The 20,139-nt window shown below is 44.7% G+C and carries 20 protein-coding genes and 1 riboswitch; of the genes, 14 read left to right on the plus strand and 6 right to left on the minus strand.

What is annotated here, in order from left to right; all coding sequences use genetic code 11:
- The first annotated feature begins 8 nt into the window (after positions 1-8).
- The 9 genes from AB4503_RS05290 (at position 9) to AB4503_RS05330 (ending at position 7,075) form a co-directional block, all read left to right on the plus strand.
- On the plus strand, positions 9-392 hold the full coding sequence (locus AB4503_RS05290) for a hypothetical protein (RefSeq protein WP_136984534.1): 384 nt from the start codon (positions 9-11) through the stop codon (positions 390-392).
- Positions 389-1,012 (plus strand): Ig domain-containing protein, encoded by a 624-nt coding sequence (locus AB4503_RS05295; protein WP_372113857.1) that lies wholly within the window; start codon positions 389-391, stop codon positions 1,010-1,012. Before AB4503_RS05290 ends, AB4503_RS05295 begins: the two co-directional genes overlap by 4 nt.
- 55 nt (positions 1,013-1,067) lie before the next feature.
- Entirely contained in the window at positions 1,068-2,069 is a 1,002-nt protein-coding gene (locus tag AB4503_RS05300) for a major capsid protein (RefSeq protein ID WP_372113859.1), read from the plus strand.
- 9 nt (positions 2,070-2,078) lie between these two features.
- Positions 2,079-2,510, plus strand: coding sequence for a hypothetical protein (locus AB4503_RS05305; protein ID WP_372113861.1), 432 nt, complete (start codon positions 2,079-2,081; stop codon positions 2,508-2,510).
- On the plus strand, positions 2,449-3,549 hold the full coding sequence (locus tag AB4503_RS05310) for a DUF935 family protein (RefSeq protein ID WP_241487292.1): 1,101 nt from the start codon (positions 2,449-2,451) through the stop codon (positions 3,547-3,549). The genes AB4503_RS05305 and AB4503_RS05310 overlap by 62 nt, the downstream gene beginning before the upstream one ends.
- Complete coding sequence (locus AB4503_RS05315) at positions 3,537-4,874, plus strand: phage minor head protein (protein ID WP_372113863.1); 1,338 nt, start codon at positions 3,537-3,539, stop codon at positions 4,872-4,874. The genes AB4503_RS05310 and AB4503_RS05315 overlap by 13 nt, the downstream gene beginning before the upstream one ends.
- 90 nt (positions 4,875-4,964) lie before the next feature.
- The gene (locus tag AB4503_RS05320; protein ID WP_372113865.1) at positions 4,965-5,549 is read left to right on the plus strand and encodes a DUF2913 family protein; all 585 of its coding nucleotides are present in this window, start codon (positions 4,965-4,967) and stop codon (positions 5,547-5,549) included.
- A gap of 89 nt (positions 5,550-5,638) precedes the next feature.
- On the plus strand, positions 5,639-5,830 hold the full coding sequence (locus tag AB4503_RS05325) for a hypothetical protein (protein WP_048666307.1): 192 nt from the start codon (positions 5,639-5,641) through the stop codon (positions 5,828-5,830).
- Between the two features lie 189 nt (positions 5,831-6,019).
- A complete protein-coding gene (locus tag AB4503_RS05330; protein WP_372113867.1) occupies positions 6,020-7,075 on the plus strand; it encodes a site-specific DNA-methyltransferase in 1,056 nt (351 codons plus the stop codon).
- 46 nt (positions 7,076-7,121) lie between these two features.
- On the opposite strand, the gene AB4503_RS05335 is transcribed toward AB4503_RS05330, so the two are convergent.
- From AB4503_RS05335 to AB4503_RS05345, 3 genes are all read right to left on the minus strand, one after another.
- Entirely contained in the window at positions 7,122-7,355 is a 234-nt protein-coding gene (locus tag AB4503_RS05335; protein ID WP_172379794.1) for a DinI-like family protein, read from the minus strand.
- A gap of 50 nt (positions 7,356-7,405) precedes the next feature.
- Positions 7,406-10,114, minus strand: a complete 2,709-nt coding sequence (locus AB4503_RS05340; RefSeq protein ID WP_372113869.1) for a phage tail tape measure protein — start codon at positions 10,112-10,114, stop codon at positions 7,406-7,408.
- Between the two features lie 138 nt (positions 10,115-10,252).
- On the minus strand, positions 10,253-10,681 hold the full coding sequence (locus tag AB4503_RS05345; protein ID WP_048666309.1) for a hypothetical protein: 429 nt from the start codon (positions 10,679-10,681) through the stop codon (positions 10,253-10,255).
- 126 nt (positions 10,682-10,807) lie between these two features.
- Here AB4503_RS05345 and AB4503_RS05350 point away from each other — a divergent pair, with 126 nt between their 5' ends.
- From AB4503_RS05350 to AB4503_RS05360, 3 genes are read left to right on the plus strand one after another with little or no spacing between them, the layout of a single operon-like run.
- The gene (locus tag AB4503_RS05350) at positions 10,808-11,437 is read left to right on the plus strand and encodes a phage tail protein I (protein WP_230853860.1); all 630 of its coding nucleotides are present in this window, start codon (positions 10,808-10,810) and stop codon (positions 11,435-11,437) included.
- The gene (locus AB4503_RS05355) at positions 11,434-12,528 is read left to right on the plus strand and encodes a phage tail protein (RefSeq protein ID WP_136984541.1); all 1,095 of its coding nucleotides are present in this window, start codon (positions 11,434-11,436) and stop codon (positions 12,526-12,528) included. The genes AB4503_RS05350 and AB4503_RS05355 overlap by 4 nt, the downstream gene beginning before the upstream one ends.
- On the plus strand, positions 12,525-12,944 hold the full coding sequence (locus tag AB4503_RS05360; RefSeq protein WP_372113872.1) for a hypothetical protein: 420 nt from the start codon (positions 12,525-12,527) through the stop codon (positions 12,942-12,944). The genes AB4503_RS05355 and AB4503_RS05360 overlap by 4 nt, the downstream gene beginning before the upstream one ends.
- Positions 12,945-13,217: 273 nt before the next feature.
- Here AB4503_RS05360 and AB4503_RS05365 read toward each other — a convergent pair whose 3' ends face one another.
- Entirely contained in the window at positions 13,218-14,030 is an 813-nt protein-coding gene (locus tag AB4503_RS05365; RefSeq protein WP_017063797.1) for a winged helix-turn-helix domain-containing protein, read from the minus strand.
- Positions 14,031-14,414: 384 nt separating this feature from the next.
- Positions 14,415-15,785 (minus strand): sodium:alanine symporter family protein, encoded by a 1,371-nt coding sequence (locus AB4503_RS05370; RefSeq protein ID WP_017059726.1) that lies wholly within the window; start codon positions 15,783-15,785, stop codon positions 14,415-14,417.
- Positions 15,786-15,913: 128 nt separating this feature from the next.
- Positions 15,914-16,033: riboswitch (glycine riboswitch) on the minus strand.
- A 609-nt stretch (positions 16,034-16,642) separates the two neighbouring features.
- On the opposite strand from AB4503_RS05370, the gene AB4503_RS05375 reads away from it, so the two are divergent.
- Positions 16,643-17,377, plus strand: coding sequence for a chromosome segregation ATPase (locus tag AB4503_RS05375; protein WP_017059725.1), 735 nt, complete (start codon positions 16,643-16,645; stop codon positions 17,375-17,377).
- 322 nt (positions 17,378-17,699) lie between these two features.
- The gene (locus tag AB4503_RS05380) at positions 17,700-17,927 is read left to right on the plus strand and encodes a hypothetical protein (RefSeq protein WP_065584878.1); all 228 of its coding nucleotides are present in this window, start codon (positions 17,700-17,702) and stop codon (positions 17,925-17,927) included.
- Positions 17,928-18,070: 143 nt separating this feature from the next.
- Here the strand turns inward: AB4503_RS05380 and AB4503_RS05385 are convergent, their stop codons facing one another.
- Positions 18,071-19,612, minus strand: coding sequence for an alanine/glycine:cation symporter family protein (locus AB4503_RS05385; protein ID WP_372113874.1), 1,542 nt, complete (start codon positions 19,610-19,612; stop codon positions 18,071-18,073).
- Between the last annotated feature and the right edge of the window lie 527 nt (positions 19,613-20,139).

Here is a 20,139-nt window from a genome sequence, read left to right on the forward strand (position 1 = left end):
AATTTGGAATGAAAACCACCATTAAGGGCGCACCCGCCATTGTCGGCAGTTATACCGGTGGCAACGTCATCCAACAAATGAGGGTTAATGGCATCACCGATTTAGAGCCTGGTCATGCCGTGGTGATCACTGATGGCATGATCACTGGGCGTTGGGACGGCTCCCCGTTGATCACCGTTCAAGATGATGGCGCTGGCAATCTTACCGTCACTCAAGTGACGCTAGGGGTAGTCACCACCAAACAAATGAAAGGTGATGGGTCTGTTTCAGTACTTCGCCTTGGCGCGTACCTTCGCGACCGTGTGGTGCTTGCGGATGATTCAGCGCTCACTGCGTCTAATGAATTTACGCTGTCTTGCGTTCAACTCTTTGCAGAAGGTGCCTGGTTATGAGTCCTCTAGAGCAACAAAAAGCCAAACAAGATGGTGTGTTTTCCAAAGCGCTGCGTGACGCGTCGAATGCCTTTGTTCAAATGGGCGCTCACCCACGCACACTTCTGCACCATTCACGCCGTAACGATTTGATTGAGCAAGCCATCGCGAAGCTTCAGCTCTTAAAGCGTGAAGGGGAGGCTTACCATCAATTAGGTCAACCGATTGTGGAAGCAAAGTTAAAAGCGGATGTAGAAAATAATTCAGACGATAACTTAAAGCTTGAGCCTGTCGGTTTTCGTAAAGTAGATGACTCACCGGTTGTGTACTCAGAGCTTGGCGTTGATGTGCAAAGCGGTGGTTTGAATCTTGTTCTCAATAACCCTTACGAGCAAATCGTAAAGTACACCTCTAGTGATGAAGCCGTGGCCACCGTCGATGAAAAATCAGGACTAATCACTCCTGTTAGTGACGGTGAAGTAACGATTCATGTTGACCTAACGAAAAAAGGGGAATACCCACGCGTCGAAGATAGCGTTGGTTTGGTGATTGCGGATGAGCCAAAAGAAGACTCAGAGCCATCTCCCGATGGTGACGCGCAATCAGACAACAACGCTTCTGAGTCAGGCTCTGAAAAATAACCCCACCCATTAATGCATGCCGCTGTTTAATAAGCGGTTATAAAGAGAACAAAGCATGGATATTATTGATATTTTACGCGGTCTGTTAGCCCCTCAAGAGTGGGCAGAGCTGCTAAACAAATACAAAAAGCGCAAGTCAGTGCCAATGCGTATTCGCAAGAAGGTGTTTGGGGAGGCGGTGTTTTACCCAAGCGTGCGCATCCCCTGGAATGTGCTCAAAGAGACCCTGTCTAACATTCCGGTGGTACGCCGTGGTACGAAAGCGTATCAGCTTGGTGGCAATGACTTAGAAACTCAATCTATCGAGCCACAAGGTTTTTCGACGGTATCGCATGTGTCAGCGGCGGAGCTCAACAACCTCAAGGCATTAGGCTTAAAGAACATTCAAAAGTTTTTTGAAATGCTTCAGTTTGGTGTGATGCGCAAGATTGAAGTCTCAACTGAAGCGCTGTGTGCTCAATCGCTGACAGGTAAGATTGCCTACCCAATGAAAACCGCAGACGGCGCAATGGAATTGTTCGAAGTGGATTTTGGGGAAACCCTTCGCTACAACTTTGACAGCTCACTGAAAGCCACAGACGCCACCATCGAACAAGTGTACACCGCCTTGCAAGAAATGGATGAAACCATTCAAGCGAAAGGTTATGGCGCAAACTTGGAAGTATTGAGTGGTAAAACGTTGTTTGCTCGCATTGTCACCTTAGCAGGGAAAAATAAATCCAACGTGCTCGATGTGAAAGTCAGCAAGGGGCAAGTCAATGTAGGCGGCTACCTCATTAATCTTGAAAATGGTTCATACGAAACCATGGTAGGCGGTACGAAAACCCGCGTAAAAACCGTTGATGATGACAAGATGGTGATGATTGACCTTGAGGCAGGCCACACACCGTACTATGCCGCGCTCGATGATTTGGACGCAGGCCTTCAGGCCTTACCTTTCTTCTCGAAAGTAAAGAAAGTCGACGATCCAAGTGGCGCGGATGTGTACACCATGTCAAAGCCTTTGCCTGCGGTTGTCGTGGATGCCATCTGCTGGGCCGATGACGCACTGAAGTAAGGAGTGATAATGGCTATTACCCTTACCGAGTTAAGAGCGATGGTCAGCATCCAGGGAGTATCGAGCTCCCTGGATGAGCAAATCTACCACTCCTTAACTTACAACGATGAGAGCAACGCTCAAACCGCTTGTCAATCCGCCGCGCGTTGGTGCTATGCCTATCTTGGTCAAAAGAATGCCTTGTCTCGCCTTTATAGCGAGGATGACAAAGAAGTGTTGGCTGAAGGCATGACTCAAAGGGCAATTTACGAGTTAGGTGAAATCAGCGAGTTTGATTTTGATGACCGCAAAGACGAAGCGCTCGCATTAATCAACGCCTTGCTTGGCCTTAATAATGGCACTGAAAGCGGTGCTCAATACACAGGAGCTGCGATTGCCCGTGATAAAGAATCTCACATTATCGTCCCTTATCGCTCGGCTTCCCACCGACGTTATCGTTAATCACTACCCATTACCTGCCGAGCTCGGCAACGCTCGCTACCAAAGCAGCAACTACTACTTTGGGGCCATTCGCGCCATGCTGCTCGATGAAGAGGTCGCATCAAGCATTGAAATGCGTCATGCCACGGCCATGACGGTGCCTTACGTGATGGAAGGCTCAGCCGATGACATCGCGTTTTACAACGAAGTGATGGCAGACTTTGATTTAGAAATGTTGATGGAGCAGATGTTAAGTGCGACGGAATTTGGTTTTATGCCCGTGGAGCTTATCTGGGAGAAAGTCGGCTCACAGCTTTGTCTCATCCACTCAGAGCCCAAACGCCCTGAAGACTTTCGCCTATTAAAAGATGGCACTTTAGTGTATAGCGCCGTGGATTACACAACGAAAACGCCTGTGGCAGGGAAAGTCATTCCTGTGCTGCGCAATGCAACCACCGAGCGCCCATATGGCGAAACCATCTTAGAGTCAGTGTGGCCCATTTGGCAAAGTAAGTGGATAAGCTGGGCCAACATCGAGCGACTGGGCGAGAAGTACGCGATCCCAACCGCGATTGCTCTGGCTGAAAATGCCAATGGCGGGGATGACGTACAAGCGATAGCCAACTCGTTAGCCCCTGTGATGAACGGAGATGCGGTGGCACTCTCTGGTGTAAAAGAAATCGTCACCCTTGATGCCAACGGTAAGGTGGATGAACTGCTTCGAACCATTGAATACATTGATAACAAAATCGCTAAGCGCATCACAGGTCAAACCTTGACGAACGGTAATCAAAAATACGGCTCGCGGTCATTGGGTGAAGTTCATGAAAGAGCGGGCATGCGCGTCTCCAAACGCGATGCTCGTATGGTGCATAAGACGCTTAACGACACGCTGTTTAAATGGATATTCTTAGCTAATGGTCGCAAAGGCAGTCTTAAAATTCGAGTGGATGAGGACGCTTATAAAGAGTTAGTGAACAATATCGTCAATGAACCGACGACCGTTGATAAACCCACGTATCTTTCCGATGCACCAGGAAAGCACTTATGTCTGCTTTAAAAAGTCTTGATAAACAAGAGACCGATAACCTCACCAAATTACAGCGCCTTGAAGATGAGGCGCTTTCATTAACCGTCAAAAGCCTTTCAAGCGAACTGGAAGCCGCGTTCAAAGCGCATTCAAACCCAGACGATATTGATATCACCCAAGTGACAACGCAATACACCAACATCTATGCCGCTTCGATGATGGTGAGTTGGCTGCTGGGCCAAGCGCATATCCATAATGCGATCAATGATGCCAACGAGAAACCTCTCGAACTCACTTATGCGCCGATTTATCTTGCCGTGGATGAGGTGCCTTTTCAGGAAGCGATTGATTCACTCAAAGCCATGATACCGACCGATACCAAAGCGTATCGGCAGATGGAAGCGGCAATGAAGTTGCGTGCTTTTACCGTGGCAAACGTTTCCAGTATTGATGCGGTCAATCGCGTTAAAAAACGTTATGAAGAGGCATTAGGAAACGGCGCATCACGCTCTGAAACGTTAGGGAACCTCCGTCAACTTCTTGAGCAAGAAGGACTCTCTCAGGTCAATCCTTATTGGTTAGAGCTGCATTATCGCAACAATATGATGACCGCATACAATTCAGGTCGTTGGACTCAAATTGCTCATAATGATTTAGTCGAGTTTTTGGTATATTCGTCGGTGCTCGATTCGGGCACCACAGAGCTATGCAGAAAGCTCGATGGCGTGATTAAATCGAAAGACGATCCGTTTTGGGAAAGCTTTTACCCGCCCAATCACCATAAGTGCCGCGCGACCGTTTCAGTGCTATCACGCAAGCAATATGAAGCACTACCCGCATCGATGCGACGAGCCTCTGCAGAGGTCAGTGGCACAGCCTTGGATAAGGATGCGACAACAGGCAAAGAGCATCAGTTTACTAGCTCGCCATTAGTATCAATGAAAACGCTGCCAGTATCGATGATGGAGCGGGCGCAAGAATATGGACTGACCCAACGCATACTCAACTACTCTCACGCACAAAGTAAACGCGTCTTAAAAGAGCAAGCTGAAGCCGTCGCGAAACAAGGCTTATCGGCTAGCACACTCAATAACGTGATAAAACAATCGCCAGAGCTAGAGCCGTTTCGGGAAATGATACAAGAGAAGTTGATGACCTCACCTGATGAGGTGTTGTTGGCTTTTGATGAATTGGAAAGTGGGGACTTTTTACCTAGCGTGCAGTTTGTGCTTGAGTTAGACGATTCGCTCAGGGCGGTGGCGTTTGCGAGTGCGTATGGCAATACACGGGTTTACCGAGTAAGCGCTACCACTCAGCAAGTGCTTTCCAAGCAGGTGTTTAGTGAACTGCAGTAACAACCTTTCATTTTAATTATTTCAATAGCTTGATTTATGGACAGTATGACCACATAACAATACGTTGTATTCGTCAAATATTTAGTCCTTATGCAAATCAAAAAAGAGTTTGATTACTATCAAACATTACACCAAACCATAACGCATGCTTTGCTTCATCTATTGTTCCAAGTATCGGCTAGCTCGCGTTTCGTACCCATTGCAAAGCGTAATGAGATTTTATTGAAATATCTAAAGCCGAAAATGAGTGATAAGGCTTACGCTGCGATTAAAAAAGACATTCGCTTGATGCTTCAAGCGGCTCGAACAAAAGAAGGGAACTTAGAGATGAAGCTCTATCAACTTAATGACCAGGCTAAAAAGACCAAGCTCGCTGGTGCGGAGAAGCTGTACTCACTGCTCGTGCACCTATATGACGAAGAAGGCATTGAGTCGAGGCTTTTTGAGGAAGGAACTGAGGCAGAACCGAGTGTTTTGTATATGTTAGAAGAACACATTGAACATGGTTTCGACAATATGATACAGATTAGCCCTCTGTCTATGTTAATTCAACATGAGAGAGCGTATGACCTCATTGACAGTATTCATCGACATGGTTTGTTTATCGCAGAAATGAAAGAGTGGAATGCAAAAACGCATCAAGCTCACCTGCTGCTACATCCTGCAGAGCTCTAATTAAATCAAGTTATCACTATAAAGCACTGGCTATTTCCTGCACACCATACTAGTGTCGTGACCACGTTGAATTTACATGGAATTTCAGCATGTTAACGATTAAACCCCAATGTAAGCCGTTAGTCAGTTTGATTATTAAACACTCTAAAGAAGGTCATGTCGACCCTATCTCTGTATCCCAAATGCTACCTGAGCACTCTGTCCATCACGTGGCCTTTGTTATCGAGCAGCTCTCGCAGCTTCCCTATCCAGATTTAACGCAATTAATTCGAAACAATTAACTGTATAAATACACAGTTCTGCGTGATAAGGTTGATAGGTGTTTTGATGCCTTGAGTACCTGAGACCCAAGACCTTTTTGATAAAGGAATTGGAGAGGAAGCAGCAAAACGCCGCCAGCTTTAATTCTTTATTGCTGGCGGCTTTCAATCGCTATTTGTGTTCAAGGCTCTTGCTAACAGGAGATAAGAATGCACCAACACACATTGCACGATAGCCGTGCCACCCTCATCCATGCCGATTGTTTAACCTACCTTAAAACGCTTGAAGACAACTCCGTTGATCTGATTTTAACCGACCCACCATACTTCCAAGTCAAACGTAATGCCTGGGACAATCAGTGGCCAGATGTCGCTTCATTTCTAGCCTGGCTCGATGAAGTGCTTCTCGAGTTCTGGCGAATCCTTAAACCCTCAGGAGGTCTTTATCTGTTCTGTGGTTCAAAGCTGGCCAGTGATACTGAAATTCTCATCAGAAGCCGCTTTGAAGTGTTTAACCACATCATTTGGGCCAAACCGTCAGGCCCATGGCGAAGAATGCACAAACCGGACTTGCGCATGTTCTTTCCGTCCACCGAGCGTATTTTATTTGCTGGCCACTATAATGCTGAAGGCTATGCCAAAGGTTGCTCTGGTTACGCTTCTCAATGCAATGAGCTCAAGAAACACGTATTCAAACCTTTGATGGATTACTTCATCAATGCTCGTAAACAGCTTGGTGTGACAGCAAAAGAAATCAATGCGGCAACGGGGACACAAATGTGCTCCCATTGGTTTAGTGAAAGCCAATGGAAACTCCCCAACAAAGCGCAATACCAAAAACTTCAACAGCTTTTTTCAAGCAAAAAAGGAGAATTAACGAAGACGCATGGCGACCTCGTGAAGGAGTATGACGCTTTAAAAAATAACTACCAAAGTTTGGTATTGGAATACGATGATCTAAAAGCGCAATACGAACATTTACGTCGACCGTTCTCCGTCACCAGTGAGGTGCCTTATACCGATGTCTGGCAGTTTGCACCGGTGCAATATTATCCTGGTAAGCATCCTTGCGAAAAACCACAAGACTTACTGCAACATATCATCACCGCCAGCAGCCGTGAATATGATGTGGTGCTCGATGCGTTTATGGGTAGTGGCTCTACAGGTAAGGCGTGTTTGAGTTTAAATCGACGTTTTATCGGCATTGAAATGGAAGAGGAAACGTTTGAACAAACGCTGGAGTCGATGAGAAATATTCAATATTAGTCTGTAATTTAAAAAGAAAAGGCGCTTAATTGCGCCTTTGCTATATTTAGTTGTACAACCACTCGTCCGCTTCATTGAACATCTCTTCCAAAAGCGCATGGGCTTTCTCTTTTTTGGTTTTATCCCTTTCCATGATATCCAGATGATTGTTTTCACCTTTGCGAATACGGACACAAACATCGGGATCGAGTACCGACAAACGCTTTTGAATTTCAGGCTCAATCAAAGAGAATGTCCCTTTGGGTAAACCAGAAGCTTTGACGATCATATCAACGCGCATAATAAACTCTCCTTTTAAATATACTGTATAAAAACACAGTATATTTATTTTTAGTTGAGGTCAACATGATCCATATCTTTCCAAAGTTCATCCATCACATCATGCAATGTCTGTTTGAGCTGAGGCGTCATATCACGCAGGGCTGCCACTAAGGTTTGTGCCATCACATCGGCCTCAGAGCTCACCGCTTCCAGTTGAATGACAGGTGAAAAACTCACTTCAATTGTGGCTGGTGGCTGACCGATGGCGTTTCTGGGTTGCGTTGTCGAAGATTGAACCGTTTGCTCCACTTGAGCGACAGCTTGTTGGTTAACAGGATCATCCTTACCATTGAAAACATCGTATAACCAACCTGCAATCTCATCACCCGCCACAGAGCCTGCAATTGCACCTGGGACGGCACCAAAGCCACCAAACAAACTCCCCGCGAGACCGCCTAGTGTGGTTCCAGTCGTGGCTCCAATACCACGCCAAACTCCTTCCGCATCTCCCTCAATGGCACTCATGCCAATAGAGGCCGCATTCAAAGCCGTACCAATGGCGGGGAGCTTCTTGAGAACGCCTTTTCCTCCACTTATTACTTTTTCCCCAGCAGACGACCACGAGCTTGCCCCTTTAGCGACCTTGTCTACTGGTTTCGTGGCTGACTTTGTAAATAATCCCGTTGAGGTCGCACTTAGAGCTCTACCCACCACAGGCAGCTTTTTGAGAACACCTTTACCGCCATCCATTACCTTTTTCCCCGCTCTCGACCAAAAGCTCGGCCCTTTAGCAGCATTCGTCACAGGCTCAGCCGCAGATTTAGTAAATAAGCCACTAAACATACTGGCAGGTTTGAAGCCGCCTTGAGTGCCCATTGCAGTGCCAAGGATTTTACCAAAGGCTTTCTTACCAAGACGAGCCGCTATTAAACCACCAAAGCCAGCTAAACCGACTGCGCCTGCAAGACCGGCATAACCCAGTCCTGCCTTGTCATTCATTCCACTCGTCGTAGCTTCAGTCGTACTGGATACCACATCGCCAAGACCATTGAATTTATCAATCAGATTAGCGGCACTATTAGAGACGGTATCTGTCATAGAGCCAAACGAGTTCATCGCTTTGTCGATAGAAGTTGATACTCCTTGAGCTGCATCATCAAGAGAATCAACACCGTCAAAGACCTTGGCTCCTTCTTGCAGACCTTGCTGCATTGCGCCTAAGCCTTTGGTACCAATATCTTCAGACAGGATTGTGCCGCCTATGGCTTCAAGGATGGGTTTGACGATGGCAGCATCAGTTTGGTTTGCCCTATTCACTAGAGCTAATAATGCAGCATAGTTGTTACCCGGCGCATTGCCTGTTGCAACGTCACTGCGTACTCGGTAAGCGGCTTCTTTAATGCGATTACGTAGGTCTACGTTATCAATGGCGTCAATCGTACCGGCTTTGTCTTCTTTACCCACAAGCTTGGCAAACTCGTCTTCATCGCTGAAACGAGCCATGAAGGACTCTTTAAATGAATCGCCTACCTTATCTGTGTTCCAAACACCGGCTTGACGGGCGCGAACAATAGAGGCTGCAAATTGGTCAAATGAAATCTTGTCTCCAAGTAGAGGGGAATATTCAGCGAAAGTATCGAGCAAATCCCCATTGGCGTCACCGACCATTGAGCTGGTGGCATAAACTTTGTTTGCTGCCTCCTCAATGCTGATACCAAAACCTTTAGATATGTTCGCAAGTGCCCGAACGGTTTCGGGTGAGGAATAATCAGGGAAAATCTTTTGTAACTGGATAGTGGCTTTTGTTAATGCCTGAGTATCTTCTTCACCTAAGTTTTGCTGTTTAGCGAGTGCCTGGGCGGCGAAAATGCTCTCTTGGTCTGCACCATACATCCGAATTAAATCAGTACGAAATTGTCGTTGAGAAGTCGATTGCACCTCTTCTAATGAATAGCTACTGCGAGCAGCAAGGAGGCGTTCATTTCGAGACTTATCATTCCCCGCCCAGGCGAAGCCTGCTGATGCCATGGCCCCTCCTGCAATCACCCCCAGCTTTTCAAAGTGTTGTAATTTACCCAGCTCTCGACCTTGCTCTGAAATCTCTTTATTGGTTCGATTGAGTTGGCCTTGCAGCCGTTTCTCTTCTTGGATGATGTCATTGACATCGAGACCCGCCTCTTTTAATGAGTGGCCTAAGCGTGACACTAATCGCTCATGCGCTTTAATCTCATTGGTGCTCTTCTGGTGAGCCTTAGTTAAATCACCAAGCTCACGCTCTGTCGCAGAGATAGAAGAGCGAATACGGTTTTCATCTTGAGTTGTGCTTTTTAGTTTCGATTGATACGCCTGCAATGTGCGCTCAGCTTGTGCAACGGCTCCCGTTTTTTTCTTGAATGTTTTGGTATTGGTGCTGCCAGCGTCACTTAACCCCGCCATATCTGTACGAAGCTTATTGATGGTCGCTTGCAGTTTGGATTCTTCATTGGCCATGATTCGAGATTGCTGTGTCACTTTGGCAAGCTCGGCCTTCAGTTTGGGGAGTTCATTTTTCTTTTTTCCTAGAATTTTTGAGTATTGTTTTTCAGCTTCGGTCAATTGTTCAATGGCTGATTCAGCCTTTTTAAAGGCATCAACATCCGCGGTGGTTTTTTGCAGCTGCTTAAACTCTCGCTCCAGCTTATTCGATTCTTTTTCAATCTTTTTCGACTGCTGAGTAAACGCATCTTTAACCCCAACAATGAGCTCTAACGCGTAACCACTGTCCTTATTTATTGCCATGATTAAAGACCTCTATGAGATACGTATATTGCGCCCAGTCGGCATTGAGTAATTCACCAACGGAGACAAGACCGATTTTTTTGTGGGTGAGCAATCGAAAAGAGTGATCAAAAATATTCTGTTTGATTCGTGCGAGGTTTAGCTCTTTCCCATTAGGTGAGCCAAGTTGATGTGCTCTTCATAGGGCAGGTTAATTAGCATATCGACAGGAATCACCACTTCACCTTTCATACCCAAGTTCGTGAGCTTGCCATGCTCATCTCGCTTCTCTTCAATGCGTTCACCAAACACTAAAATGCTCGAGGCGATATGCGCGGTGATGGCATCGTTAGATTCAAAACCGTATTGCTCTTTGGTGAAACGCACCGCTTCAATTCGGTCCTTAACCAGCGCTTTGCGCACTCGCTTAGCACAGTTGAGTTCCATCCCACCAAATTGAACTGGAGTGTTCAACATGCAGATATCAAACTCCATCATTGCACGGGCAATATCTTCCAAAGTGAAGCTTCGAACTTCTGATGCTAATTCGGTTTCAACGGTGTTTTTAGTTTGATTTTCAGTGCTCATAGCTTGTCTCGTTGTGAGTAATTTAGAGCCTGCATTGTGTCTTTATATATAGCATCCATCTGCCGAACGGAAATTATGTGGTCAAGTTTGAATATCCTAGAACCACTGGATAAACGAGACGAAATAATGCTTCCCAAAATCTTAAAGCAAGACGTTCGGCTTCGCACGCTGAGTTTCCTGACAACGGAAGAGATGGACGAGCTTCGCTTAGCCATTCATGGCCTTCAGGTTCTCGATATTGATAACGTCCACGAATCTTACTTACCTTGGCTTTCTTGGTGGTTTCGTGTCGATACCTGGGATGACGCTTGGACGGTCGCGAAAAAGCGTGAAGTCGTCAAAGAAGGCTTAGTGCTTTATCGATACAAAGGCACTGTCTGGGCTGTAAAACGAGCGTTGGACCTAACAGGTTTCAACCCAACGCTGACCGTTTGGCATCAAATGAATCCACCAGGTGCTAAAGGCACCTTTTTGGTTGAAGTTATTCAAGACAAAGGTGGGTTGACTCAAAAAGACTATGAGAACGTCGTCACGCTTGTTGAGAGCAACAAACAAGGCTCTCAACATTGGCAAATGACGATAAAGAACAAGCCATCGACAGGAGGGATATTCAGCGTTTCGATTTCAAAAGGACGCAAACGAATTACCTCTAAAAATTTCCCAACCAACCCAACGTTAATTGGCGGACTATATTCAGCGGTCACCCTAAAGAGTCGACATCGCATGACTATCCGAAATAAGAGTAATGAAATATGAGTTTAGGATCTGCACAAGAGCATACGGCGGTGCTTACCGATAAGGGTAAAGAGCTGCTGGAAGCGGCCTACCAAAGTGGGCAAAAGTTATTAATTGACCAAATGTCTCTAGGCGATGCGAATGGCTCAAGTGTCACGCCAACACCGGACGTCACACACTTAGTGAATGAGTTCGGTCGACAAGATATTAATGAGGGCAACACGCAAGAGCACTGGTTCAATGCCATTGTCTATGTTGACGCGTCACGCTTTGCTGGGCACTTTATCAATGAGTTTGGGCTGCATGATTCTGATGGTAATCTCATCGTTTATAGCTCGTACCCCTCAACACTCATTCCTTCTGTTGATAATCAATACGTTCAAATCGAAATTGAGTGCTCAATGGATTTGTACCAAGCCTCGGCGGTGACCATCAACATAACACCAATTATCCCTCATGCTACCGAGTTAGAGTCGGGTATTGCGCGTATTGCCACCAATGCTCAAGTTGACGATGGAACCGATGACTCAGCATTCGTGACCGTCAAGAAGCTGCTACGCAGAACCGCAACAACCTTGCGCTCAGGCGTCGTGCAATTATCTAACTCCTACCAAGGTCAGAGTGAATCAAAAGCGGTGACAGAAAAAGCGCTCAAAGAAGGCTTAGGGTCAGTTTATAGTCCAGATAACTTGCCACCATTAATCCTGAAAATGACTCGCTTGTACCCTGATGACCTGACGATGTCACTTTTGCCGATTGGACAAATGCCAAGGCCAGAATGGGTTATGCCAGCTTCCGCATCAAAAGTGAAGTTCATTAATATTCAAACCAAAGTGACAACGAGTGAGCCAATCAACTTATATCTCAACATCTATTGCCATGATAGTGAAAGTGGAGGGTCGAGATATCCAAGCGCACATACCCATGTTTATTTTTCGGTGCCAAGCTTTACAACCGTATACGGTGTATATAACAATTTCATCGTCCCAATCACTCTAGCTGACGGGGGAACGCCGAAGCGATTAAGCTTTGCCACAGGTAATTATGGGCCTAATTCGAATGTCGTATCGAAGTTCGAGGTAACTATTGATGCGGTATGGGAGAGCGAATGATGAGCACAGTAACTGTAAATACCGATGAGAAAGGCGTTGTTATTGCTATTGGTCATGTAACCCATTGCAACATCGCCCATAAGCACTCAGTTAATGCCAGTGAATTGCCTGACGATATTAGAGAGCATTTAGGGGTCTATCATTATATTAACGGCGTGTTTGAAAAAGTCACCATCATCAATGAGGCAGAAGAGCGATACTGGCAGCAAACTGAACTTGCTCGTGTCAATGCAGCAATAGCCGAGTATCAAGCTGATATAACGATAGACGAGCGGTATTCAGAACTTAGAGCTGGGACTTATACAGAAGAAGACTACTTTAAATTGCTTGGTGATAGAAAGTTGCTAATTGAATATGTTCAACAGGCTGATTTTCCCGAATGTGGACGTCCTAAGTTATCTGCTTCAGTGCGTTGATTGAATAACGACATATACACAAAAATGAATCGAAACATCACCTCAAATCAGGGCGTAACTCTGCGCCTTTATAGATTTTGTTATGCACTAACATTAAATAATTCACGACAAAAATCACCTCGCTCGTTTCGCTATATCCCGCTTTATTTCGGGTGGTTTCGGGTCAATTAACGTTTTAAGTTAAAAATACATGGTGTTTTAAGTTCCGCTCGGCGCTGTCACTCCATATGCCAACCAATAAAACGAATGCAGAAATGAGCGCAACGATTGGCATCATAATTGACCTCTTTCTAGGAATAGGGCCAGTTCGGTACTGGCTTGATCTAGTTGGGTTGGCGTGTAAAAGATGTTGACGGACTGGCGTGTGGCTTTGTTCAGAATAGAGAGCTCAGAATATTCCGCTTCTTCGCTAATGTACGCCACGCAATCACATTGATACTGATAGAGAATGCTTTCTAGCTCTGGCGTCATCGCCATTTCAGGGGCTTGGAAAACTTGTATTTGACCTATCCATTGCTCGCTGAGCCGGTTAACGGGTTTGATATCGCTGAGGTTTCTCTCATTAACCTTAGCAAAAGCCAATAACGCTGATGCCAACAGTAAGCAGCCAGTGGTGAAGTAGCACAACTTGTTTCGGTTTTCAGCAGTGGGAAAGTAAGCCGACGAACTTTGTTTAGGGTTAGGCTTAGGTTCGACTGCAACAGCTGCACCGATAGCAATACCGTTATTGCCGACGGGTATCAGGTTGCTCGCATCAGCAAGGGGAGTTGTGGCTGCATTATTGATGGGGGAGTCGATTACCACGCACTCATCGATAAGGCGATAGCCCACCTTAGGAACGGTGACGATTGGGGTTTCTTTGATGCCTAATCTAACGAACCCTTGGCGCAGTAAACTTATACTTTTCGCTAGTGACGTATCCCCTATGAACTCGTTTCCCCAAGCGAAGCTAATAATATCTTGTTTGTTAACAATATCGGGTGAGTTTTTATGTAATAACTCCAGGACCCGAGTTTCACGGTATCCTACTTTAATAGAACGTTCATCGTTATAAATACGGTTTTTAATCGGGTCGAATCTGATCATATAGCCAACGTTTTATTTTTATTATAATTCTCTCTACAATGTAGATGACTATAAACTGACTAATATATGAATTAAAGTCACATGTTTTATTCTTCTGGTTTTTTGTGTCGTTGAAACGAAAAGAAATTTAATATGTTTGTTACAAAATGCCTGACACCTACGCACAATCTGTTAAATATAAGTAATATCTAATTAAGTGTTGGTTTTATTAGTGTTCTTTTTAGTAGTCTTCTATCTTCTTTATTAAATCGCATAGTGGTCGATTTAATATTCTTGTTATTTATAAGGGCATATGTGCTGCATAATAATTTAAGACGTTTCGCTATGTGATGAAAATAAAAAAGCCCGCAGTTGAATGCGGGCTTGGTATTCAATCACTTCAGTTTACGCTTTAACTGCTTCACAATCATTTGAAGACGTCAACGGTTTGAAGAATAGCTTGGTTTCTTCGATAACAACGTGGCGCAGCAAGATAAGCCCGATTAGGTTCGGAATTGCCATTAGGCCGTTCACGATATCAGCCATTATCCAGATCATGTCGAGCTTTAAGAATGCACCAGAAGCCACCAACGCAATGAAGATGATCTTGTAAGGCAATACAGCTTTGGTACCTAGCAAGAACACAACACAGCGCTCACCGTAGTAGTTCCAACCTAAAATTGTTGTAAACGCAAAGAAGATTAAGCCAACAGAAACCAACATAGGGCCAAGGGTATCTGCATTCAGACCAACAGCGAATGCGTGAGTGGTCATCGCAGCGCCTGAAAGATCAGTCTGCCAAGCACCCGTTAAGATAAGCGCCAAACCTGTCATCGTACAGATGATGATGGTGTCGAAGAAGGTACCTGTCATAGAGACAAGTCCTTGTTTCACACATGAGTCTGTTTTAGCCGCTGCTGCAGCCATTGGTGCGCTACCTAGGCCAGATTCGTTCGAGAACACACCACGAGCGATACCTGATTGGATAGCAAGCATGATGCTCGCGCCAAAGAAACCACCGGTTGCTGCTGTGTTGGTAAACGCAGAAGTCACAACAAGGGTAATGGCATTCAGTAGTTGGTCGGCATTTGAAATCAGAACGCTTAAACACGCGACGACGTACATAACCGCCATAGTAGGAACAACTTTCCCTGCCACTTTAGCGATAGATTGGATACCACCAAGGGTAACCACTGCCACTAATATCGTAAGAACGACAGCAGACATCTCACGCGAAGCGCCAAATGATATTTGAGTTGCGTCCAAGATAGCGTTGACTTGTGGGAAGGTACCGATACCGAAGCAAGCAACGCCGAGCGCGAAGACAGCGAACATTACCGCTAAGATTCGTGAGCCGACACCGTATTGCAGGTAGTACATTGGGCCGCCAACCATTTCGCCATTGCTATCGGTTCTGCGGTATTTAACGGCGAGTAGACATTCTGCGTACTTGGTCGCCATACCAAATACAGCGGCAAGCCACATCCAGAATAGGGCACCAGGGCCACCAATCTTGATTGCGGTCGCTACACCAACGATGTTACCTGTACCAATGGTTGCTGAAAGTGCAGTACACAAAGCCGCGAAACTCGATACGTCACCCGTACCAGATTTGTCTTTGCTGAACACCATTTTCAGTGCAGTTGGGAGGTGTCTAAACTGGAGTAAGCCTAAGCGAAAAGTAAAGTAGATACCTGTACCCACTAGCAGAATAAGCAGTGGTGGTCCCCAAACGAATTGGTTGATGGTTTGTAGTGTAGCTTGTAGGTGGTTCATAGATTCCCCTTAATAAATTAAAAATTTAAGGAGAAGAGGGAAGGCAGTACAGATCTCAGGGATCGGGGGCACTACTTAATACATACGGATTTCTAGATAGAATTCTTGTGTTAATTAAGGCTGTTGCTTTCCACTCCTCTGTCCTTTTGCCTGAGAGTTTCACTTAGCGAATCACTTATAGATAAGTAACGGGCACTAAGCTTGCTCCTTCGGCGACCGATCTAACGGTTCTCTCCAGAGGTTCCTCCAACGACAGTCCTCACTTTTCTGGATTTCTCCAGCATAAAGCACCTGAAAGATTTACTTCTTCGGCGGGTCAATCTAACTAAATGTTAATGTTTAGTTAAAAACCACTCTCCTGCAGTCTTCATCGGAACAATTACCTAAATAATTAGGTAATCTGTAGGCGTATCCTAGATCATATAAAATGTGATGTCAGCTACAAAATATCTGTTTGCACAAATGTTGTTCAACTAAATGATCAAACAACGAGTCTCTGACGTAACTTGCTTATTTAAATGGTATAAAATAGAGAAACAAGGAGGAGTTATGACTCGACTAATAGCGATTGTTTTTTTATTGGCTTTGGCATTTGTACTATTTCGTTACCGGACAAACGAAAAACTGCAAAAATGGGTAGTGATAGTTATCGTTAGCAGTTTCCTTTTGTATACTGCCAGCTTGATGATTTCGGAGTTAACTCGTTAAGCCTGCCTGTAAACAGGTGGGATGAATGTGTTAGTAAAGCTTAAGTGCTTCTGGCTTGAGCGATAGGTTTAACTGAGCCTTCACAATCAGTATTGGCATTCGTATCAGTGACCGCGTAACGTTAAATAAATTTTTGGGAGTACCCGCTAGTGAACCAGCAATCTGGACAAAGCGAACAAGATGAAGTGGTTGTTATAGAAGAACGCGATAAGCGCAGTCAGCTCTATATCGGCATTGCTGCGGTTATAGGTTTAGCACTGGGTGGCTTAATTGGTTCTACAGTTACGGCTTCTAAGTGGGAGTCCACTTATCAGGTACTCGAAACTCGTTATCAAGAACTGCATGACAGCAGAGCACAGTTGATGACATCCGTTGAAACTAAAGTGGCAAAAGTTGATACCGAAATCGATGCGAAAGTAGAAGCCGCTCTAGTGAAACAAACGGAAGAGCATCAAAAAGAGCTCCAGGAATTAGCGAAGCAGTCTTCGGTTTTAGAGAAGGCGAACTACTCGTTAGAGCAACAGCTAAATGAACAGAAGCAAACGTTAGAGCAAACTCAGCAAGACAACCAGAAACTTAATCGTCAGGCTGACATGCAATCGACTTTGTTTGAGCGTGCGCGTGAAGTTTTCCGAAAAGAATTACAGATTTCTCAAGAACTTGAAAAACTTGAGAAAGAAAGAGATCAACTCGAGCAGAATCTTGGTTCTCTTAAGAAAGCGTGTGATGTTTACTTAGATGGCACATCATGGGATGCGAAATCTGACGCGTGTGAGAAGCAAGATAACGCTAACTCTCGACTGAGCGATATCAGACAAATGATTGAAGTCCACACCATGGATCTCAAGCAGATCAAAACTCTCACTGAAGAGATGGGTCTATAAGCCGAAGGCTTTACCAACCTAACGTTAGTTTTGCATTAAATATTAAAACGCCCACAGCACACACGTGATGTGGGCGTTTTGCGTTTGTCGAGAGCATAGATCCGGTGCGTTCTCATTATTGATTATTTAAGTGTTTTCATTGTTTGCTTAGATATTTGTGAATAGTTACGTATATCCACAATGATATGTTACTTGTTGTCTATTAAATGACTTTGCATACATATTTTCAGCTCAGAGTCGCTGCATAATAGTGTTGTTCAGGATGAACACGCAGTCGATTGCTAGCTCGCATTTGGCTGCTTTGACGACAAGGGATGGAGTGATGCCAGAGTATCTTTGTGAGAACTGCACCATAGCTTATTGTTTCGATGATTGTCGCTCGCCATTAGCGCAAAAAGAGATGATCAAAGTAGAAGAGTTGGTTCGTCGTGTCGATGTTGAACACGATGATGAACAGAGTGAAAAGGGTGAAAAGAGTGAGCAGGGCATTGAAGGTAGTTATTCGCCTAATCGTTCAGACATAAAAAATCCCCACAAGCCAAGCTGGTAGGGATTTTGGATAAGTTGCAGTCCTGTTCTCGCTTTCTCAAGCAAAGGGTCTTACAAAAATTTTTAGAACAGTTTCGTTTTTAGAGCTGTGTCGTTTCTTAGAATGCAGTTAGCTACTAGAGCAAAACCTCATTCCACTAAACGTTATTTCTCATACGTTTTGATTTCGCCTGATTTCACACGAGCAGCAAACGATTGCAGTTCTTTCTTCACAACTGGCATCAAGAAGTACAGACCAAGAATGTTGAAGATAGACATCGCAAAGATAGCCGCATCAGAGAAGTCGATTACCGCACCAAATTGAATCGTGGCACCAATAACAACAAACACACAGAACATTACTTTGAAAATCAGTTCCGTTGTTTTACCTTCACCAAATAGGTAAGTCCAAGCCTTAAGACCGTAGTACGACCAAGAGATCATGGTAGAAAACGCAAACATAATTACCGCGAGAGCGAGTGTGTATTTGAATACTTCTGCCGTTTCAGTAAACGATGCAGCAGTCAGCGTTACGCCCGTTAAACCAGAACCATCGAATGGACCTACGTTTAAGCCAGCAATAGTGATAACCAATGCGGTCATTGTACAAATGATTACCGTATCAACGAACGGTTCTAATAGTGATACTAGACCTTCGGTGATTGGTTCTTTTGTTTTAACCGCTGAGTGAGCGATAGCTGCTGAACCTACACCTGCTTCGTTCGAGAACGTTGCACGTTTCAAGCCTTGAATTAACGCACCAATAAATCCACCAACAACACCTTCACCAGTAAATGCACCTGTAAAGATTGCGCTGAACGCAGGGCCGACTTGATCAAGGTTAGAACCGATAACAATCAGAGCCATACCGATATACAGAGCAGCCATCCAAGGAACAACTTTTTCCGTTACCGATGCGATAGAAGGCATACCACCAACAATCACAGAGAAAACTAAAGAAGCAAGTACAAGGCCAGTGATCACACCGTATTCACTTGGTACATCAAATGCGTAAGTTAACATGGCGTGTGCTTGGTTAGCTTGGAACATGTTACCGCCGCCTAATGCGCCTAAAATACACATTAATGCGAAACCAATAGCGAGCACTTTACCTAGTCCGCCTAAACCTCTTTCACCCAGACCTTGGCTTAGGTAGTACATTGGACCACCCGAAACAACACCTGAAGGTAGGATAGTTCGGTATTTCACACCTAAGGTACACTCACAGAACTTAGAAGCCATACCCAGAAGGCCACACAAGATCATCCAGAATGTCGCGCCAGGGCCACCAATCGCAAGTGCAGCACCTACACCGGCAATGTTACCAAGCCCGACAGTACCAGAAAGCGCCGTTGTTAACGCTTGAAAGTGAGAAACCTCGCCGTCCTCTTTAGAGTTAGGATCGGTATACTTACCTTTGATAATGTCTATCGCCATGCCGACACGTTTAAATTGAACAAAGCCAAAATAAACAGTGAAGATGATCGCAGCGAGCAACAGCCAGCCAACAATCACTGGGAAGTTAGCTTCACCAATCGGTACACTTTTAAATATCAGCCCAACGAACCAACCTGTGTATTCGTTGAAAAAACCATCAACACTTTGACTTAAGTTGCTGATAGCTTGGTTAAATGATCCTTCTTCTGCAAATGCACTGGAACTAAACAATAATATAAACCCAAAAAATAATTCACGTATGTTTTTCATGGTTTTCCCTGTCTTTTTAATAAATTATGTTTGTTGCTGTTGTGTTTGTTTTCTATTTGATTTGTATATCTCAGTGGTTTATCTACTTCATTCGACGGCAACATAAACGGCTGTAGCTAGGTCGAAAAACGAAATAAATATAAGTACTGATCTTGCTTTGTATGGATATCCTTTTGGTATGTGCACCAATAAGACTATGGTATTCGGGCCACCAAGTCCTACTGATAATCCTATACATAAAAATAATGCCAACAAAGAAATTTTTACAATAAATTTACAGTTGTTCGGGTTTTGTCATTGTTTTGGAATAAGTCGATGCTTTTTAGGTTGAAAAAGGCATATGCAGTGGCTGTTATAGCGACGGGCTAAGCTGAGGTATAGTGGGGGATCACAGGGAAGTCGGCGAGTTTGAATATTCGATATGTACTTGTGAAGTGTTTAAACAATCGATGGCTGAAGATAGAATCAGGCCAGAGGGCATTAAAAAGGCCCTTTATCAGAGTAATGCGGCGTTGTTGCCTAAATCA

It is taken from the genome of Vibrio sp. 10N.222.55.B11 (genome assembly GCF_041473705.1).
Lineage (GTDB): Bacteria > Pseudomonadota > Gammaproteobacteria > Enterobacterales > Vibrionaceae > Vibrio > Vibrio crassostreae_C.

Bases quoted from the DNA above. Each gene is read 5' to 3' on its own strand.
- AB4503_RS05290 (WP_136984534.1), top strand. From the start codon at position 9: ATGAAAACCACCATTAAGGGCGCACCCGCCATTGTCGGCAGTTATACC.
- AB4503_RS05295 (WP_372113857.1), top strand. From the start codon at position 389: ATGAGTCCTCTAGAGCAACAAAAAGCCAAACAAGATGGTGTGTTTTCC.
- AB4503_RS05300 (WP_372113859.1), top strand. From the start codon at position 1,068: ATGGATATTATTGATATTTTACGCGGTCTGTTAGCCCCTCAAGAGTGG.
- AB4503_RS05305 (WP_372113861.1), top strand. From the start codon at position 2,079: ATGGCTATTACCCTTACCGAGTTAAGAGCGATGGTCAGCATCCAGGGA.
- AB4503_RS05315 (WP_372113863.1), top strand. From the start codon at position 3,537: ATGTCTGCTTTAAAAAGTCTTGATAAACAAGAGACCGATAACCTCACC.
- AB4503_RS05320 (WP_372113865.1), top strand. From the start codon at position 4,965: ATGCAAATCAAAAAAGAGTTTGATTACTATCAAACATTACACCAAACC.
- AB4503_RS05325 (WP_048666307.1), top strand. From the start codon at position 5,639: ATGTTAACGATTAAACCCCAATGTAAGCCGTTAGTCAGTTTGATTATT.
- AB4503_RS05330 (WP_372113867.1), top strand. From the start codon at position 6,020: ATGCACCAACACACATTGCACGATAGCCGTGCCACCCTCATCCATGCC.
- AB4503_RS05335 (WP_172379794.1), bottom strand. From the start codon at position 7,355: ATGCGCGTTGATATGATCGTCAAAGCTTCTGGTTTACCCAAAGGGACA.
- AB4503_RS05340 (WP_372113869.1), bottom strand. From the start codon at position 10,114: ATGGCAATAAATAAGGACAGTGGTTACGCGTTAGAGCTCATTGTTGGG.
- AB4503_RS05345 (WP_048666309.1), bottom strand. From the start codon at position 10,681: ATGAGCACTGAAAATCAAACTAAAAACACCGTTGAAACCGAATTAGCA.
- AB4503_RS05350 (WP_230853860.1), top strand. From the start codon at position 10,808: ATGCTTCCCAAAATCTTAAAGCAAGACGTTCGGCTTCGCACGCTGAGT.
- AB4503_RS05355 (WP_136984541.1), top strand. From the start codon at position 11,434: ATGAGTTTAGGATCTGCACAAGAGCATACGGCGGTGCTTACCGATAAG.
- AB4503_RS05360 (WP_372113872.1), top strand. From the start codon at position 12,525: ATGATGAGCACAGTAACTGTAAATACCGATGAGAAAGGCGTTGTTATT.
- AB4503_RS05365 (WP_017063797.1), bottom strand. From the start codon at position 14,030: ATGATCAGATTCGACCCGATTAAAAACCGTATTTATAACGATGAACGT.
- AB4503_RS05370 (WP_017059726.1), bottom strand. From the start codon at position 15,785: ATGAACCACCTACAAGCTACACTACAAACCATCAACCAATTCGTTTGG.
- AB4503_RS05380 (WP_065584878.1), top strand. From the start codon at position 17,700: ATGCCAGAGTATCTTTGTGAGAACTGCACCATAGCTTATTGTTTCGAT.
- AB4503_RS05385 (WP_372113874.1), bottom strand. From the start codon at position 19,612: ATGAAAAACATACGTGAATTATTTTTTGGGTTTATATTATTGTTTAGT.